The organism is Brevibacterium sp. AGC70, assembly GCF_057334195.1.
In genome coordinates this window covers 83,491-102,278 of sequence record NZ_JBHFIH010000018.1, presented here as the reverse complement: position 1 = coordinate 102,278, position 18,788 = coordinate 83,491, and the positions used below count along the sequence as shown (strand labels likewise).

At 60.3% G+C, this 18,788-nt stretch carries 10 protein-coding genes; 3 read left to right on the top strand and 7 right to left on the bottom strand.

Going from position 1 to position 18,788, the window contains the following annotated elements:
- Positions 1-2,559: 2,559 nt before the first annotated feature.
- The 7 genes from ACE03M_RS15780 to ACE03M_RS15750 form a co-directional block, all read right to left on the bottom strand.
- The gene (locus ACE03M_RS15780) at positions 2,560-3,702 is read right to left on the bottom strand and encodes an N-acetylmuramoyl-L-alanine amidase (protein WP_260848113.1); all 1,143 of its coding nucleotides are present in this window, start codon (positions 3,700-3,702) and stop codon (positions 2,560-2,562) included.
- A 96-nt stretch (positions 3,703-3,798) separates the two neighbouring features.
- Positions 3,799-4,116, bottom strand: coding sequence for a thioredoxin (gene trxA, locus ACE03M_RS15775; protein WP_009882752.1), 318 nt, complete (start codon positions 4,114-4,116; stop codon positions 3,799-3,801).
- 140 nt (positions 4,117-4,256) lie between these two features.
- Entirely contained in the window at positions 4,257-5,252 is a 996-nt protein-coding gene (gene trxB / locus ACE03M_RS15770; RefSeq protein WP_143922736.1) for a thioredoxin-disulfide reductase, read from the bottom strand.
- A 208-nt stretch (positions 5,253-5,460) separates the two neighbouring features.
- On the bottom strand, positions 5,461-7,926 hold the full coding sequence (locus tag ACE03M_RS15765; protein ID WP_143922735.1) for a protein kinase family protein: 2,466 nt from the start codon (positions 7,924-7,926) through the stop codon (positions 5,461-5,463).
- Positions 7,927-7,962: 36 nt separating this feature from the next.
- Positions 7,963-9,576 carry a murein biosynthesis integral membrane protein MurJ gene (gene murJ / locus ACE03M_RS15760; RefSeq protein ID WP_485934982.1) on the bottom strand — a complete coding sequence of 538 codons (1,614 nt, stop codon included), beginning with the start codon at positions 9,574-9,576 and terminating at the stop codon, positions 7,963-7,965.
- A gap of 3 nt (positions 9,577-9,579) precedes the next feature.
- Complete coding sequence (locus tag ACE03M_RS15755; protein ID WP_485934980.1) at positions 9,580-11,928, bottom strand: DUF6049 family protein; 2,349 nt, start codon at positions 11,926-11,928, stop codon at positions 9,580-9,582.
- Positions 11,925-12,413 carry an NUDIX domain-containing protein gene (locus ACE03M_RS15750; RefSeq protein ID WP_143922732.1) on the bottom strand — a complete coding sequence of 163 codons (489 nt, stop codon included), beginning with the start codon at positions 12,411-12,413 and terminating at the stop codon, positions 11,925-11,927. Before ACE03M_RS15750 ends, ACE03M_RS15755 begins: the two co-directional genes overlap by 4 nt.
- Positions 12,414-12,532: 119 nt before the next feature.
- Between ACE03M_RS15750 and ACE03M_RS15745 the strand changes: the two genes are divergently transcribed.
- The 3 genes from ACE03M_RS15745 to ACE03M_RS15735 all read left to right on the top strand — a co-directional run bounded on the left by ACE03M_RS15745 (position 12,533) and on the right by ACE03M_RS15735 (position 18,706).
- Positions 12,533-14,035: a CCA tRNA nucleotidyltransferase gene (locus ACE03M_RS15745; RefSeq protein WP_143922731.1), complete on the top strand. Its 1,503-nt coding sequence runs from the start codon at positions 12,533-12,535 to the stop codon at positions 14,033-14,035.
- A 112-nt stretch (positions 14,036-14,147) separates the two neighbouring features.
- Positions 14,148-15,854: an AMP-binding protein gene (locus ACE03M_RS15740; protein ID WP_485934978.1), complete on the top strand. Its 1,707-nt coding sequence runs from the start codon at positions 14,148-14,150 to the stop codon at positions 15,852-15,854.
- A gap of 386 nt (positions 15,855-16,240) precedes the next feature.
- Complete coding sequence (locus ACE03M_RS15735) at positions 16,241-18,706, top strand: transglycosylase domain-containing protein (RefSeq protein ID WP_485934976.1); 2,466 nt, start codon at positions 16,241-16,243, stop codon at positions 18,704-18,706.
- Positions 18,707-18,788 lie beyond the last annotated feature (82 nt).

The following is an 18,788-nucleotide window of genomic DNA, read 5'->3' as shown; positions in this document are numbered from 1 at the left end:
GCTCCCGAGCAGCGGATGGTCGGCCAGTGAAGGGATTGTTACGAATGCAATTGAAGATACTGAAATTGAAAAGGGTGGCTGTGGATCGTGAAGGATTGTCGCAGTACGAAGGGTATGAACTCGGAGTACGGCATGTACTCGTCCCCCTCGTCCATTACTATTGATTTGTTCTTCCCACGGAGCTCCGCCTCGGATAGGTTTCACGTGAAACCAAAGGTCGGCAGTGTCGCCCGCCTGCTTGGGAAGGACCTCGCTACCGTGGGTATGATCGCGAGGGGAGAGCCAATACAGCCTTAGGCCGTCCGGTGTAGAGGGTGTCTCGTGTATAGGCTTTCTACTCCGAGCGGCGCAGGCTCGGTTAGGAATTGCGAACGCAAATGCGGCTGGTCTGCAAAGGAAGAGGGCTCGCGCTCATCTTGCGAAACGTGACGGTACTTCCCCGGCATTGCCCGGCGCAAGATGATAGTTTCACGTGAAACGGCAAACATCATATTCCCCGTTGTCGTATTCGCTGGTGCAGACCTGTTAACACCGCCGTTCAACACCACGTAAGGAGCAACCAGTCATCTATTCGGGCGCGACTGATGGCTATGGACTTCATTCGCACTAGCTTCCACGGCAACTCTCTTCTGCGTTTGAGTGCCCTGGACATGGCCGGCGTCTGGAGTCCACCTCTTCTGCGCCGGACATACAACGGGTCACGCTCTGGCGAATGTTTCACGTGAAACGATTCCCTCTTGTTCGATCGCAGGCGCCCGTATTTCGCCATCAACAAATGGGATTCCGTATCGAAAGCCGCGAACTGGGTCTCCACCTGTCAATGGTGAATATGAGCAACCGGCGCGCTTGCCGATGCCCAGTAGCCGTCTCCGATGCCGGTGGGCGGACACGTGTGATCAGTTCTCAATGACCTTGCATCAACGCTCTTTGGCTGTTGGCGGCCAAGGATCGCGGCGTTGACCACGGCGGGCGAGTCGCCGTCGACTATTGGCAAGTTGTGAACCTTGGAATGCGTAATACAACGTTGCGCGAAGCGTTTCACGTGAAACAGTATTGATGTAGGTCTGAGGCGGGTGTTGACGGTCGAGTAGTTTTAGCGTTTGGCCAACGATCGTTAGACCTCAAACGCCCAATTCTCTTCGTTGCGGTCTACTTCTGTCTATGCTGCATAAGAGGAAGACCGCTCGGCTAACAGCTGACCTTGATTCGCTAGTCGCTTGCGTAAACAGCCGCATTCTTGAGCTGTGCGTGGTCCTCCACACAACGGTCGCGGACGGAAGCTGGCGATTGTTTCACGTGGAACAAATTGTTGCACTAACCAGTGGCCGGGCGCCATCAGTCCTGGATGAAGCAGAGGTCCGGGCTCTTGTAGGACCTTGCCGACAATCACTGGACTAACTGGAAAGTCATGAGTGGCCGTCGAGTCATCGTATCGTCCGGGACTGTGCTTTTAGGGCCGATCTAGGGCGTCCACTACGCGACGTGTGCCTACACTCGTCCTGACGGCCACATTGTGGTCCATGCGTGAGCGAGTGCAGTTTCACGTGAAACATTAGATTATTATCCGTTGGGCTGGTTCATCTCAGCGTTGTCTCGTCCTTGGAGTAGTGCTGAGGCGCTACTTGATTCGACTTGTTCAGGATTCGGCGCTTCCGGCCCGAACGAGTCAACACTTTATGCCAGAATACCCACGCCAGCTGCAGAGAGATCTCAAGATCGTTTGTTCGCGATATTTGGAAGGCTTCAGATCATTGATTTCAGGTGGTTTCACGTGAAACGGAAACGACCTAGATCGGCATTGAGTCATTTGCCAAGGGCAGGAGATACTGAGAAATTCATGACGGTGTATGGAGTGAATATCCAGGACGCTGGTTGAGTGTTGAAGGCCGAGCCGCGAATGTCGACCCGAGCATCGTTCCCAGCAGCGAGATGAGCCGCCCAGATCACTGTGCGCCCGCGAACTCTGACTCGCCGGTTGTGTAGAGCACGCTATGCATGTTTCACCTGAAACCGCCGTCGGATGAATCGGTTGCTCGGTATTTTCTATGAGCAATGTCGTTCTATGAACCCGTACACGTATAATTAGTCCTCGCTAGTACTCGGGATAGATTCTTCGTAGGAGTGTATGCGTTAGTAACGGCATGGGCTGCCACATGGGCTCACAGTAGTGCGTCGGCGCTGACCCAATTAGATGAATGGGAATACTTGACGTTCGATGATGAGGCCGTTGAACCCAGGCCGGAAGATCGATTTCGTCGGATAACGTCCAACCGAGTTTGCTGGTCGCCCGAGCTGGCTGGTCACCAGTACGAATCTGTCTGGACGGTCTCATCTATCCCGATACAGATGTGCCTAGCCCTATGAAATGAAATAGGTTGCGAATCGCAACGCAGGATGGAGTGCGTGACTCAACAAATAGTCTTCAGACTAGGAGATCAGCAGTCAACGAATGAATTCAAGTTGGTAGATCGGAGGCATCGCGGGAACAGGCGTCGGCTACTAAGTTGCGTTGAGAGCCGTCGACCACGCGTTTCACGTGAAACCTAAGGCATCGAGCTTCTAGCTGTACGCCTTGATTTCTGCCAGGCTGAGAGTCCCGGTTTCTGGATCAGAGTCCTCGCGCACGTATAGTCTCTGCAGGCCAGCTGCGATGCCGTCAGCAATCGCATCTCGTACGTTGGCGTCTTCGAGGTTATCGAGATCGTCTGCGTTAGTGAGGTAGCCGGCGACCACGTGAACCTTTGGAGTGCGGAGCCGCTTCAGAGAAGACCAAGTGCGAGCATGGCTCCTGCAGTCTCTCATTCCCGTCCTGGCAGCGAGTTCGCTCTGAATGAGTTCAGCCAGACGTGCACCGGTCGGGGAATTGATGTCGGAGTGAGTCTCGTGCCCGAAGAAGAAGGTTGCGATTCCGTTTGCGTCTTTGGACTTGTTGACGTCCGCGGTGACTGTGATGACGGCGGAAGCACCGAGTTGGTCGGCCTTGTTGACCTCGACAGCGTCGCCGTTGAGTACGACTGCTCCTGCACCCACAGCTTCCAATCGGCCGGCAAGTCGGCTTGCTATATCGGTGGTGATGCGCCGCTCGGTGTCGGCTTGAGTCTTCGTCATTGGAAGAGTTTCGAAATCTACAACTGTAGTTGCAGCCTCGATGACGAAGGTGCGACCGGCAAGCGAGGTCCCAGAAGCTGCAACTCGAGCTCGTTCTTCAAGAGCAAAGAGATTCCCGGTGTCCTGTTTGCGGTCAATCGCGTCGAGTCCGCGCAGTGTCTGTGGTCCTGCCACTCCGTCGACCTTGGTGCCGAGACTCATCTGCAGCTCTTTGACGGCGGCGTCAGTGATCGCTGAGTACTCGGCGTCCATGCGGCCTGCGTAGAATCCAAGACCGGCGAGAGTCCGCTGCAGTCTGAGTACATCGTCGCCTGTAAGGACTCTCACAGGGTCATAGCGGAGGACACGGTCGCCGAGTTGATATCTAGCCCGCTCGAGCTCTGAAAAGGTCTCTGTGCCCATCACGCCGTCACAGAGAATCCCTCGCACCTGTTGGAACTGCCGGACGGCGAGTTCGAAGGTCCGGTCGAACTCGACAGATTCGGCTTGACCGACATTGAGCCCCAGACGAGCCATCTGAGCTTTGATGTTGGGCAGCACCTCAGAGCTGTGCCCGCGTGAAAACGGCGGGTGTGGGTTGTGAGTCAATGCCATGCCAATCTGCTGTGCGAAGTTCTGAACGTGTTCCTGCCTGAATCTGGGTAGACCTAAGGCGCCTGTTGATCGTACAACAGGCGCCTTAGAACATGATCAGATGAAGTCGGAGAGCTCATCCTCAAGCGCAGGTTTGGGCCGTGCACCGATGATGGTCTTTGCTACTTCACCATCCTTGAAGACGTAGAGCGCAGGAATCGAGGTGATTCCGTACTTGCTCGCCGTCTCTAGGTTTTCGTCGGTGTTGACCTTGACCACGTTGAGCTTCTCGGTGTTCTCTTCCGCGATCTGGTCAACGATCGGGCTGACCATGCGGCAAGGGCCGCACCATGGAGCCCAGAAATCGACGAGCACTGGCTTGTCGGACTTCAATACGGTCTCTTCGAACGTGGCATCAGTGACTTCTGTCGACATGAGCAACCTTTCTCTTAACAATGTTCTCTAGCGGAAACAGCCGTTGTGCAGGATTCATTCCCCGAGCTCGCGCATAGACCTTCGTCAGGTCAGGTGAAGCGTGTGCTTCGTGGCAGTTGGTGTCAGTCGAGTGGTGTCTGTCAGGACGCAATCGGCGCTGGAGCCTGTGAAGCCTCAGCGGCTACGGCCTCGGCCTGTTTTGTCACGGCATCGAGATCGGCCAGGTAGTGTTCAGCATCGAGGGCTGCCGAGCAGCCTGATCCCGCGGCCGTAATGGCCTGCCTGTAGACGGAGTCGATGACGTCGCCCGCAGCGAATACGCCTTCGACCGCGGTCTTGGAGGTTCGCCCTTCGACGTTGAGATAGCCATCGGAACGCAGCGAGAGCTGATCGCCGAAGAGACTGGTGCGGGGATCCGAGCCGATTGCCACGAACAAGCCGGTGACCGGCAGTTCAGACGTTTCACCTGAGACAGTGTTGCGGACCGTGAGACCAGTGAGTGAGTCTTCGCCGTGGATCTCGGTGACTTCGCTGTCGAGGAGGTATTCGAGCTTCTCATCGGCGGCTGCCCGATCCTGCATCGCCTGTGAAGCACGAAGCTCTTGACGACGGTGGATGAGGGTCACTTTGGAGGCGAACCGAGTGAGGAATGTTGCCTCTTCGAGGGCCGAGTCGCCCCCGCCGACAACAGCGATGTGCTGATTTCGGAAGAAGAAGCCGTCGCAGGTGGCACACCAGCTGACGCCGTGGCCGGAGAGCTTCTTCTCATTGGGAAGGTTGAGCTCGCGGTACGCAGAGCCGGTGGCGAGGATGACTGCCTGAGCCGTGTACCTGGCTCCCAGCGCAGTTTCGATCTGATGGGCACCGGGCTCCAGTTTGAGGGTCGCGACATCGTCGTAGATCACCTCGGCGCCGAACTTCTCAGCCTGCTCGCGCATGCTCTCCATGAGTTCTGGACCTTGCACTCCGGCGGGGAAACCGGGGTAATTCTCAACGTCGGTGGTGTTCATGAGCTCACCACCTGCTGTCACAGAACCTGCAATGACCACGGGCGAAAGGTTCGCACGAGCCGCGTAGACGGCCGCGGTGTATCCGGCCGGACCCGACCCGATGATCACCAATTGTGTATCAGTCATGTGAAAATTCCCTGTTTCTGCTCGCTGTGTACTCAGAGTCCCGCTCGATCGCGGCACGGATTGACTATCGTACGCATAACGGTACGGCGGTTGCGACTATTCCGCATCTGGCCTCAAGCGATGCACGCCGCATCTCCCAGACCCGGTGTCGATCCCTCAGGCGGACGTCTGCCAGGGTCAGCAAGGACCGTGAGCCTGGAACGGGCTCTTATTTGAAGTCGACGGTGTTGATGATGGCACGGAAGCCGCCATCGTCTTGAGGAAGCTCGGTCACCCAGAGAATCAGGTTGTCCGTCTCAACGTCATCATCGAGTTTGATGGTGACGCCGTCCGAGTCGAATTCGCCCTCGCCGACCTTCTTTGCATCGTCAGGATCGGAACCATTGCGAATCTCGAAGGACCCGCCCGAGTTCGAGGACTTGACCTTGACTTCCTTCACCGTCGTCTTGTCTTCGAGTTCGAAGTGCAGTCCGACGCCGGACTTCAGGTTGCCGAACGATGCCGAATTGTAGCGGTCGGTCCGCCATGACCCGTCCGTATTGGGGACGACGTCTTCGGCCTCGTCGTCGTTCTCCTCATCGTCACCCTCGGGGTCCAACGCCTTGACCTTATCGATCTTCGGAGGATCTGCCTTGGGTTCCTCTGTCTTCTTATCCTTGCCGTCCTCAGTCTTGGCTGGGGCGGAGGTCTCGGCTACCGTTTCAGGCTCGTCGTCGCCGGAAGTGAAGTTGAAGACCGCAATCGAGATCACGATGGCTGCGATGACCACCAGCGCAAGGACCAACCAGGCGAACGGCTTTCGCGAACTCGACGGGTCACCATCCGGGTCCCCGCCATTGTCGGCAGATCCACCGCCTGCCGCCGCGCCGGCAGCTGAACCGCCAGCAGCCGCAGCGCCGGATGCGCCGACACCCGCACCACCTGTCGTTGCCCCAGCAGAAGCCGACTTGGGTGTGGTTGAATTCTTCTTCTTGCCCCCGGAGCCAGCGGACTTGGAAGCTCCAGCTGCCCCGACGGCGGCAGCCCCCGCGACGCCGGCAGCTCCGGCTGATGCAGCTCCAGAATCGTCGTCCGACTTCTGCTCGGGCGAGACTGCGGCAACGGGCGCGGTTGGACGAGACGAATCGGTTGGTGACTCATCGACAGCAGTGGGCGAAAGCCTGCGCACCTGTTTGGGTGGCGTTGCGGCGTTCGCCTCTTGTCGTTTGGATGTCGAGGCCGCCTCGAGCGCGGCGATGCGCCGGCGTGCTTCGTCTTCCTTGGCCTTGGCGATGCGTCGTTCGCGTTCGTACTCGCGCAGCTGATGCTCGCGCTGCTGCTCATGAGTCTCGAACATTCCGCCGAGGAACCACGACCCATCGTCCTCGTCATCCATGATGACGCGGGTATCGTTATCGTCCTCGACCTCGTCAACGCCGTCCTCGGACACCACGTCGAGGGCCTGGGTGTCGGGGTCCGAATCCTGGGCGTCACGATTCATGATCGGAGACGTCAGATTCTCGTCATATTCATGGTCGGCGTATGCGGAGTACTCCGAATAGGTCTGTTCAGGCTCCCACTCCTCCCAGTCCTGGGTGGCGTTATCGAGCTGATCCTTGCCGATCGGGAAGCTCGAGGCCTCACGCATCTGCATACGGTCGGCATACTGCCCCGTCGTCTTGCCGACGACTCCCACAGCCAGTCCGCGAGTTCCCGGACGGGTGATGCCGATGCGAACCAGAGCCGCTTTGACCTGGTCGTCGCTGGCTGTGTTCGCAGTGGACGTACCCATCGACGTTGATCGTGGTGCGGGTAGGCTCGTCGCCTCGTCGAAGCTGCGCGGCGACTGGTTGAAGACACTGTCGTTGTCGAGTACCGGAGTACGGTTGACGTAGCGCAGAAGCTCGGCATCCCACTCGTCCAGGTAGCCCAGCACCTCAGCTACGGAGCCAGGGCCTGGATCGGTCCCAGTGAGGATGCCGCTGACGAAGTCATCGAGTTCATTGGAGATCTCGGGATTGAGGCTCTTGGCCCTCGCAATGCGGGAATTCTCGCGCCCTGCTGCGGGTATGCCGTTGAATGGCTCATCGGTGGGCCAGTAGCCGGTGATGGCGGCGTAGAAAAGCCGGATGAGACCCAGGGCATCCTCTCGAGATGCCTTCGTCGGTGTGTAGTCCTCGGGGCGGATGACTCCCGTGCCCAGTGCCAGAGCGGCATCGATGCCGATGCCGGAGACCAGGACGGTGCCCTTAGTCGTGATGCCCACCGTGTTCGGACGCAGGAACATGTGGAACAGGCCGCGTCGGGCAGCCGTGACGAGAACTGTTCCGATCTCGCCGATGAGAGCGCGGGCGGCATCGATGGGAAGCGGTGACTTGGGCAGGATCTCGCTGAGTGAGGTGACGGCAATGCGCTTGGACACGACATAGTCGAGTCCGTTCGAATGACCGACATCCAACGTCGGGGCAATGCGATGATCGCCGAGGATGGAGACCCGTCGCGCTGCTTCGAGAACATCCGTGGACCCGTCGGCATCGGCGACGTGGATGAGGACGGGTTCATCGAGAATGGCGTCGAGGGCCGTGCACACGGCTCCCGCCTGTGGATTGTCCTCGAGCCACCGACGATCGACCGTTGATACGACGTAACGACCAGCAACTACCATGCCGGGTTCGATATCGATCAGGGTGACCACCTCCAGAGGGGCTTCAATAGGGCTTCGATGCGCAGGCTATCTCCTTAGTTTTCCAGCAACCACGCCAATAATCGAATGCAACTCTCTGACTTTCAGCAAATAACATGCTCCCAGGAAGATGACAAGCATGACCGTGCCGACGCCAGCGGCGGAGACGAATGCCTGCCACCTGCCGGACAATGCGAAGTCCGGGAAGAAGAAGAGCAGTCCGTAACCGGCCAATCCGGCAAGCAACGCTGCTACGAAGAACTTCACATGGGCGCCGAGGATTGTGCGAAGATCAATCCCGCCCAGGCGCTTCGACAGGAGCGCGAATGAGAGGATCATGGCGAACAGGTAGCCAAGACTCATCGTCAGACCGATGATGGCGACCGTGACCGATTTCGGGAAGATCGATGCAGAGAGCACGGCCAAGGACTGGAAGATCACCTGCGGGAGCTGGATGAGGAACGGTGTCTTCGCGTCCTCATAGGCGTAGAAGACCCTCTGCGCCAGGTAGTTGGCGCTGAAGGGGATGAGGCCGAACACCATCGTGATGATCACGAGTCCCACGGCCATTGCCTGTTCGCGGCCATCGCCGGCGATGATCATCGCCACAGGCGACGCGAGGACGACGAGAGCAGCGACAGCGAACGAATTCACAAATCCGACCATGCGTATGCCCATGGAGAAGTCACCGACGACAGCCTTGGTGTCATTGTTCGCGGCATCCCTGCTCAGCGAGGTGAAGAGTGCCGTGGCAAGCGACACCGCGATGAGTGAGTGCGGGAGCATGAAGACCAGGTAGCCGTTTGTGTAGGCGGCGTTCGAGGCATTGCCCTCTCCCGGGACCGAGGCGCCCGCGGCGCCGCGGGAAATGACCAGGAATCCGATCTGACCGATGAGCATCGCGGCGAAGGTCCAGAATGCCACCTTGCCGGCGGTGCCGAGGCCGACACCACGGAAACCGAATGTCGGCCTGTACTTGAAGCCGATGCGTTTGAGCGGCCAGATCAGGATCAGAGCCTGAGCGGCGACACCCAGTGTGGCTGATCCGCCTATAAGGGCGATCTTGTCCGGAGTCCAGGTGCTCAGATGATGAGGGGAAGCATTGTTCGTGCCGAAGACAAGGATGAAGACGAGGAGTCCCACAATGGCGACGACATTGTTGAGCACTGGTGCCCACATATATGGACCGAACGAGGACTTCGCGTTGAGCACCTGGCCCAAGAGCGTGTAGAGACCGTAGAAGAACAGCTGCGGCAGGCACCAGAATGCGAAGGCCGTGGCCAGGGCCATCTGATCCGGCCCCCACCCGGAGGAGTAGAGCCACACGAGGACCGGAGCGGCGATTGTGGCAACGATGCTGACCACTGCAAGGATCATGAATGCCAGGGTCAGCAGACGGTTCGTATAGTCCTCGCCTCCGTCCTTGCGCTTCGACGCGCGGACCAGCTGCGGGACGAGGACGGCGTTGACCACGCCGCCGGCCAGCAGCATATACAAGGTGTTGGGCACCTTGTTGGCGACATCGAAGGCGTCCGCCTGGACTGCAGTGATTCCAATCGCCGTCGCGAGCAGTGAGGCCTTGACCAGGCCCAGCACACGCGAAGTCAGTGTGCCTGCGGTCATAATGGCCGAGGATCTGGCTAACGATGAGAAACTGGACACGCGTTACCTCGTTTCCGATTCGTCGTTGTGCGCGCGGGCCATCGCATCGGCCAGCTGCTGTTCGGGGATCTTCCTGCGTCCGCGGGAGATCGTCTTGATCAAGCCGATCACGAACACGGCGGCCAGTGCCAATCCGACTACGGCCGTACCGATGTTCTCCCAGTCGGCGCGCACCCTGACGAGCAGTGTCTCGTTCTTCGGCAGGACGACGTCATCGGTGGCGACCATCTCGATCGTCGTCGGGACGTCTGCGTTGGCCAGACCCTCGACGGGAACGTCGACGCGCATGGTCTCCTGGGAGGGCACGACGACTGTCTCGGTGGGCTCGGCCCGCAGCTGGGGGGTCTTCGGCTTCATCCGGATGCTCATGCTCGCCTCGGCGGGCGAATCGTTGACGATCGTCACCGGGATGGTCGTCTCCTCACCGGTGACCAGCAGCACCGAGGAGCCCTTCTCGAGGTAGAGGCTGTTCCTCACCTTCTCACTCGAAGCCTGGGCATCGTCGGCGCAGCTCTTCGCACTGCCCTCCAGGGTCCACGCGACCGAGGTGCAGCTGAGCAGCTCACGGTCCAGCCGTGTATTCGCACTCGCCGGGTCGGAGAACACACTGTTGAACTTCTTCTGCGTCGCCCGGGTCTCTGCGAGGCTGTGCACTGCCTTGGTTCCGATCGCCTTCGGATCCGCTCCTGACTGCAGCAGCCCGCGGGGCACAGGGTCGGTGTCGAGGAGATCATCGATGCCGGACGGATCGACCCAGGGAGCGTCCGCGACGGACTTGACCGTACCCTCCCAGTTCGCCGAGGCTGCCGTGCGAGGCATCGGCAAGAGCAGATGTCGTGTCCGGTAGGGGGACTCTGCTTGGATCGCGGCGGTTGTCGCGACCAGTTCTGAGATGCCCGAAGCGGGATGATCGGAACCGATGATCTTGGCGCTCTGCTGCGCCAGAGCCGTATCGGTGATCAGAGTGTCGATCGATGACTGTGCATCGGCGGTGATGCGAGTCTTCGAGTGGGCGTCGTCGTGGACCCCTGCCAGAGATGGCTGCTGGTTGTTGCTGAGGATCACGGTCTGATCACCGGCCTTGGCGAAGTCAGCGAGATGCTCGCGCTGTGCGGAGCCGGCGACTGGCCAGGCGATGTCGGTCTTGGCCTTCGGCAGGACATCCTTGACGATCTGTCTCTGTTTCTGCGCGAACTTGCCCAGACTCTCCAGGTCACTGTCCACCAGCGACGCCTGGTCGGGGTCGCCATAGGGCAGAGCGATGACGGTGTGCGACTCCGCTTCGGCAAGGAAGTCCTGATACCAGGTGTCGAGGCGCTTGCGCTGCTCTTCCTGGGCCTCCGACTCGTCGCCGCTGAGCCCATCGTCGCCGCCTTCGTCATCGGAATTCGCGCCGGGATCGGTGTCCTGGGCATCGGGTCCTGTGGTTGCCGTTTCCGTGCCCTGCGGGGAGGGCGTTTCAGACTCCTCGGGATCTGATCCGTCATCTTCGGGCGGTGGTTCGGCTACAGCCGATTCGAAGGAGGCGATGATCCGGGGGTCGAGGGCGATTCCCACTCCGGGAGTGTCGAGAACGTTCATGATCGACGTCAGAGAGCCGCCCTTGCCGATCGCCTTGTCGAGGACGTCGGGGGCGATGATGCCGTCAGAGGTATGAGCCGGAATCGTCACCGGGGCGAGCATGCTGATCTTGGTCTTGTCGAACTTCGGGCTCGGGTACCAGGTGGAGAAGCCGACTTCGGAGGCGAGTCGCCCGGTGGCATCGCCGAGTTGTACGCTCAGTCCACGCGGGCCCCAGTTCGAGACCGGAGAGGACTTCTGCAGTCCGAGATCATCTGCGGGGACGGAGATCGTGAATTCTGCGGAGGACCCGGCCGCGATCTCATCCTCGAACGTGGTGTCCACCGCAGTCATCGGGTCGGAGTCTCCGTTTGAGCCCTCTTCGGCCTTCTTGCGGGCGTCGGGACCGTTGTTCTCGAGGTCGGCGATGCTGCGGTTCTGGGACTGGTCGGTCTTCCAGCTCTCGATCTTACGACCGGAATCGAGCTTCTGCATCGACATCGCCAGATGCAGATCAGGATCGGAGATCGCCTCATCCGTGGGGTTCGTGATCGTGCCGCGCACCTTGAGTGTGCCCTTTGCATCGACCCAGGGCGTCACCTCGTCGAGGGTGATGGCGACTTTGGAGCCACCGGACTTGCCTCCGTTCGCTGAGGTGCCATCGGCGGCGCTCGAACCGGCGGCAACCGCCGGACTCGATCCCATGAGTGGGACGACGAAAACTGACCCTGCGAGCAGCAGGACTGTGCTCAGCAGGGCGAGGAGGAAACGCATATGGCTGATGGGTTTCACTGCTCCAATCGGGCGACCATCGGACGGGCGGCGGCAACGATGCGACGCTCATTGGCGAATGAGAGCCGGGAGCGCAGATCGTTGAACGGAATCCACGCAGCGTCGATCGCTTCCTGGTCAGGATCATTATCCACGGTCAACGTCCCAGACCGTGCACGCAACAGGAAGTGGTGGACAAGTTTATGGATACGGATTCCGGTCACCGTGAACCAGTAGTCGACGGTGCCCAGGGGGCAGACTATCTGCCCGAGGATGCCTGTCTCCTCTTCGACCTCACGGCGAGCCGCCTCGGCGGGGGTCTCAATTCCTTCGAGGTGACCCTTGGGAAGGCACCATTCGATCCGTCCTGCCCGGTTGATCCGCGCGATCACGGCCACGGACAGTTCCGGGCGTGTGAAGTCGACGACGATGCCCCCGGCGGATATCTCCTCTACCGTGGTGCGACGAGACGCTCTGGGTCCCGGCTTGGGCATCGGTGTGGTCATTCTCCTACCTTAGTAGGCGATTCTTGGAAGTGTCGTTGGGCGCGCTCCCGGTAGGCTGGACTCGGCTGTAGATGAGCCGTCTCCGATCGGAACGGCACGGTAGAACACGAAGGAGCTCGGTGGACCCGAAGACCGCGCACGCCCGTCTGTACGACAAGCTCGATGAGCTCGAGAACATTCTCGGGCCGCTGGGCAAGCGCTTCGCCGCGGCCGGATTCGAACTCGCGCTCGTCGGAGGCTCCGTTCGCGATGCACTGCTGGGCCGTCCGATGCCCGATCTCGACTTCACCACGGATGCGCGTCCCGACGACATCCTCTCCCTCATCTCCGACTGGGTCGACACACATTGGGACATCGGGCGGGAATTCGGCACCATCGGCGCGATCAAGTCCGGAGTGCAGATCGAGATCACGACCTACCGCGCCGAGGCCTATGACCCGGATTCGCGCAAACCCACGGTGAAATTCGGCACAGATCTCGACGCTGACCTGGTCCGACGCGATTTCACAATCGGTGCGATGGCGATTCGTCTGCCAGCAATGACATTCGTCGACCCGTTCGAGGGCTTCACCGACCTCGTCGAGGGTGTCATCCGCACCCCGGGAACGGCCGCGGATTCGTTCTCCGATGATCCGCTGCGCATGATGCGCGCCGCGCGTTTCACGGCTCAGCTGGGTCTCGATCCCGTCGCCGAGGTGGAAGCGGCGATGCGTGACATGGCCGATCGGATTGCGATCATCTCCGCCGAACGCATCCAGGTGGAGTTGTTCAAACTGATGACCGGCCTCGACCCGGCCGCGGGCATCGATCTGCTGGTGCGCACCGATGTCGCCGATCACGTCCTGCCCGAAGTCACAGGTCTGCGGCTGGAGACCGATGAACATCACCGCCACAAGGACGTCTATCAGCACTCACTGACCGTGCTGCGCCAGGCTGTGGAACTCGAAGAGCAGTATGCGGCCAAACAGCGCGAAGCCGGGTTGAGCTCTGATGATCCCAACCACCTCGTCGTGCCCGATTTCACCGTCCGCTTCGCGGCGCTCATGCACGATGTGGGCAAACCTGCGACACGCAGATTCCTGCCCGGTGGGGCTGTCACCTTCTATCACCATGATGCCGTCGGCGCGAAGCTGACCGCGAAGCGGATGAAGGCGCTGCGCTTCGACAAGGACACCACGAAGGCCGTTGGCCGTCTGGTCGAACTGCATCTGCGCTTCTACGGCTACGGTGACGCCGGGTGGACCGATTCTGCGGTGCGGCGCTATGTCACCGACGCCGGCCCGCTGCTCTCGCGACTGCACATCCTCACCCGCGCGGACGTGACCACGCGGAACAAGAAGAAGGCCGATCGGCTCGCATTCGCCTACGACGACCTGGAGCACCGGATCGAGAAGCTCAGCGAGCAGGAGGAGCTCGCCGCGATCCGCCCCGACCTCGACGGTCGGCAGATCATGGCCATCCTCGACATCAAACCCTCGCCGCTGGTGGGCAAGGCCTACAAACATCTTCTCGAGCAGCGGATGGAGCACGGCCCGCTGGGACCTGAACGCGCTGAAGAGGTTCTGCGTCAGTGGTGGGCCGAGAACGGGCCCGCGGAAGTTGAGCCCGGAGAACAGTCCTAGTCTCCACCCCCGCCTGTTGTCGTCCTCACACCAACTGATAACTTCGTAATTCGCGTATGTTTGTGCGTGTCGTCACATGGTGTGGCGCAGGCGACGATGTGAGGAGATCCTGATGACTGTGACCGATGAGTTCCGTGCAGCCAGAGACAAGCTGATCGAGTTGCGCAGCGATGCCGCGGCGGCCGGTGACGGCTTCGAATGGCCGCGGTTCGATCACTTCAACTTCGGCATCGACTGGTTCGACAAGGTCGCCGAGGGCAACGACAACCCAGCCCTGTGGATCGTCGAGCAGGACGGGTCGGAGGGCAAGTGGAGCTACGCGGAGCTCTCCCGTCGTTCGAACCAGGTTGCCAACTTCCTCCGCCGCTCAGGTGTGAAGCGCGGCGACCACGTCATGATCATGCTCAACAACCAGGTCGAGCTGTGGGAGACCATGCTCGCCGGCATCAAGCTCGGCGCGGTCCTACTGCCCACGACCACCCAGTTGGGTCCCATCGACCTCAATGATCGTGTCGATCGCGGCAAGGCCGAGTTCGTCATCGCCGGATCTGAGGATGCTGCGAAGTTCGACGATGTCGACGCGGAGGTGGTGCGCATCGTCGTCGGTGACGATGCGAAGCGCCAGCAGGACTACAGCTACGTCGACGCCGACGATGAAGACTCACGCTTCGACCCGCAGGGCACCTCGCGCGCTGATGACCTGCTCCTCCTCTACTTCACCTCGGGCACGACCTCGAAGGCGAAGATGGTCGCCCATTCCCACGTGTCCTACCCCGTCGGCCACCTGTCCACGATGTACTGGATGGGCTTGAGGCCCGGCGACGTCCACCTCAATGTCGCCTCGCCCGGCTGGGCCAAGCACGCCTGGTCGAATATCTTCACTCCCTGGATCGCCGAATCCTGTGTCTTCCTCTACAACTACTCGCGCTTCGACGCGAATGCACTGATGGAGACCATGGACCGGGTCGGCGTGACCAGCTTCTGCGCTCCTCCGACGGTGTGGCGCATGCTCATCCAGGCAGACCTCAGCCATCTCAAGACGCCGCCGAAGATCGCCCTGGGCGCCGGCGAGCCCCTCAACCCGGAGGTCATCGACCGGGTCAAGCAGGAATGGGATGTGCTCATCCGCGACGGCTACGGCCAGACGGAGACCACCCTGCAGGTCGGCAACTCCCCTGATCAGGAGCTCAAATACGGCTCCATGGGCAAGGTGCTCCCCGGCTATGACGTGGTCCTCATCGATCCCGCGACCGGTGAAGAGGGCAATGAGGGCGAGATCTGCCTCCGTCTCGACCCGCGTCCTTTGGGATTGACCAGCGGATACTGGTCCAATGAGGAGAAGACCGCTGAAGCCTTCGAAGGCGGCGTCTATCACACCGGTGACGTGGCCGAACGCGACGAGAACGGCTACATCACCTATGTCGGGCGCGCCGACGACGTCTTCAAGGCCAGTGACTATCGACTCTCGCCGTTCGAGCTTGAGAGCGTGCTCATCGAGCACGAGGCCGTCGCCGAGGCGGCTGTGGTCCCCTCGCCGGATCCTGTCCGTCTCGCTGTTCCCAAGGCCTATGTCGTCGTGGCGGGTGGTTTCGAACCCAATGCGGACACCGCTCGGGAGATCCTCGCCTACTGCCGTGAGCACCTGGCCCCATATAAGCGCATCCGTCGGCTCGAGTTCTCCGAGCTGCCGAAGACCATCTCCGGCAAGATCCGCCGTGTCGAACTTCGCGCACGTGAAGACCAGTTGCATCCGTTCAGCGGTGAGCCGGCCGTCGAAGGCAAGGAGTACGCAGACACGGACTTCGACCTCAAGGGCTGACCGCCCTCGGCGATTTCTGAGGGCGAATCTGCTCGGAAAGTATTCGTCGACCCCCTACTCTCACAGAGCAGTTGGGGTCTGGAGTGCACAGTTCTATGCACAATGATGGGCCGACAGGCGGCTGATAGTTGAAAAAATAGCTAAATGTGAGCAATTCGCCACTTGGTGTGGTCGATACCTGGGTGTGACAGTAAAATCCCTGGTGAGAGTGGACATGCGACTCTACTCATATGTGCTGGAAAGTAACAACTGGGGTGACTGGGCGCTGGATTCAGGGGATTTTCATCCCGTTCCAAAGAAGGCGTGCCAGACTGAAGCTCAAGTGTGACCTTATCGAACCTCGTCGCCACGCAATGCGGCAGGCCAACTGACCTGGAGGACCTTGGGTGGCTAAGGGACAAAGACAAGCCAAAACCAGAGGCAAGAAGACGAAGAATATTCTCAACTATCCGCGCTCAGGCGTGCACGGATGGACGCGTTTTCTGCCCAGCATCCGGCTGCTCGTCGTCGGCGGACTCAGCATCGTCATTCTCTTGTGCGTGCTGTTCTCGATCGGATATGCGACCACAGACGTCCCCGAGCCCAATCAAGAGGCCACAGGTCAGACCTCGACCATCTACTACAACGATGGCAAGACACCCATCGGGCAGTACAAGGTCGAGGACAGGAAGTCGGTCCGAATCGATGAGATCTCCGAGCCGATGCAGAAGGCAGCGGTCGCTGCGGAAGATACCTCGTTCTACGAGAATCGCGGAATCTCCATCAAGGGACTCTCCCGCGCAGTCGTCGGTGTGGCGACCAATCAGTACGCCGGTGGTGGATCGACCATCACGCAGCAGTATGTGAAGAACTTCTACCTCACGAACGAGCACTCCTTCGATCGCAAGATCAAGGAGATGTTCATCTCGCTGAAGATCGATCAGCAGCAGAGCAAGGACGACATCCTTGCCAACTACCTCAACACCATCTACCTCGGACGCCGGTCCTACGGCATCGAGGTTGCCAGCCAGAACTACTTCGATAAGTCGGCGAAGGACCTCGACGTCAGCGAGTCGGCATTGCTGGCAGCGATGATCCAGCGCCCAGGAGCCGCCGATCCCTCGGACAACCCCGAGGTCTACCAGGATCGTTTCGACTACGTCGTGAAGTCGATGGTTGATGAGGGCTTCATCACTGAGGAGCAGGCAGCCAAGATCGAGATGCCGAAGGTGAAGAAGCAGAACAAAGAATCTTCACTGTCCGGCCAAAAGGGCTACATGTGGGACTTCGTCCGCCGTGAGGCCCTGCGCAAGCTCGACATCACCGAGGCGCAGCTCGACCGTGGTGGCTATAACATCACGACCACCTTCGACGAGGACCGGATGAAGCAGGCCGAGAAGGCCATCAAGAACCTGCCGTCCGATCAGCCGGAGGGTCTGCAGACGGGCTTGGTCTCGATCAATCCGGACAACGGTGGAATCGAGGCCTTCTACGGCGGTAAGAACTACCTCGATCAGGCTTTCAACGCTTCGACACAGAGCCATGTACAGGCCGGTTCGACCTTCAAGCCCTTCGCCTTGGTGGCTGGGCTTGAGAACGGTGTACGACTCACCGACACCTATCCGGGTGCGAGTCCGACGACCCTGAACAACGACGGCACTCCATGGGAGCTGTCGAACTTCGGCAATACGAGCTACGGACCCGTGAGTCTGCTCAAGGCCACTCAGTCCTCGATCAACACGGCCTATGCCGCGCTCAATGTCCAGGTCGGCCCGGACAAGACTGTGGACGTGGCACAGCGAGCGGGCCTGAGCGGCAACTGCACGGACAAGGAGATGGAGTCCGGTGACACGGGCGGATGCTCCATCGGACTCACCCCTAACCCCTCGAACGTGCTCGGAACGCCAAGCGTGAAGCCGATCGACATGGCCTCGGCCTACGCGACCTTCGCAGCCAACGGTGTCCACCATGACACGCACACGATCAAGGAAGTCACCCAGGGGGCCGACGACACGGAGGTCTACAAGGGCGAGGCGAAGGGCAAGCGCGTCTTCGACAAGGCGGTGGGAGCTGAGACCTCGTTCGCTCTGCAGCAGGTCATCAACGGCGGCTCGGGCAGCTATGCCCAGCAGCTCGGACGACCAGCAGCGGGCAAGACCGGTACGACGAACAACAACACGGCGGCCTGGTTCTCGGGCTACACCCCGAATCTTGCGACATCAGTGGTCCTCTACCGTGAGGTCGACGGCAAGCAGATGTCGATCGGCTCCTACGGCGGCCGCGGCGAGGTCACGGGCGGATCGTTCCCGGTTCAAGTGTGGACTGAGTACATGCAGGACGCGCTCCAGGGAACCAAGGTCGAACAGTTCCCCGAGCGCGGAGAACTGCCGGACAAGCCGAAGCCTAAGAACACCAACGCTCCGGCGGTTCCGAAACCCGAACCGAAGGCGCCTGAACCCGAGGCCCCGAGCGGCAGCGATGGCGGCGACGGGTCCGACGAGAAGGCCCCAGTCGACGAGCCGAGCGAGAAGCCGAAGGACGACGAAGACAAGGATAAAGATAAGGACGCCGACGGTTCGAAGGATTCCAAGGACGACGGCAAGGACTCCAAGGACTCGAAAGACGGCCGCGAGGATAATGGATCGTCTAAGGATGCCGACGGCGGATCGAACGATGGCGACACCGGTGACACTGGAGGCGGTGGCGATACCGGCGGCGGTGGTGACACCGGAGGCGGTGGCGATACCGGCGGTGGAGGTGACACCGGCGGCGGTGGCAATAACGGCGGTGGAGGTGACACTGGAGGCGGTGGCGACACCGGCGGAGAAGGCGGCGACGAGGGCGGTAGCGGACCTCTTGGAGTCGGAGGCTGACAACAGCCTTCGGCTCTCGGGCCGGTAACCTCTAGTCATGCCTTCTCAGTCCAGCACCCGGATCGCCGAGCCTCTGCTCGGC

What these genes read in the sequence shown, in the direction of transcription:
- ACE03M_RS15780 (WP_260848113.1), bottom strand. Translation starts at nt 3,702, where the DNA reads ATGGCATTGACTCACAACCCACACCCGCCGTTTTCACGCGGGCACAGC.
- trxA (WP_009882752.1), bottom strand. Translation starts at nt 4,116, where the DNA reads ATGTCGACAGAAGTCACTGATGCCACGTTCGAAGAGACCGTATTGAAG.
- trxB (WP_143922736.1), bottom strand. Translation starts at nt 5,252, where the DNA reads ATGACTGATACACAATTGGTGATCATCGGGTCGGGTCCGGCCGGATAC.
- ACE03M_RS15750 (WP_143922732.1), bottom strand. Translation starts at nt 12,413, where the DNA reads ATGACCACACCGATGCCCAAGCCGGGACCCAGAGCGTCTCGTCGCACC.
- ACE03M_RS15740 (WP_485934978.1), top strand. Translation starts at nt 14,148, where the DNA reads ATGACTGTGACCGATGAGTTCCGTGCAGCCAGAGACAAGCTGATCGAG.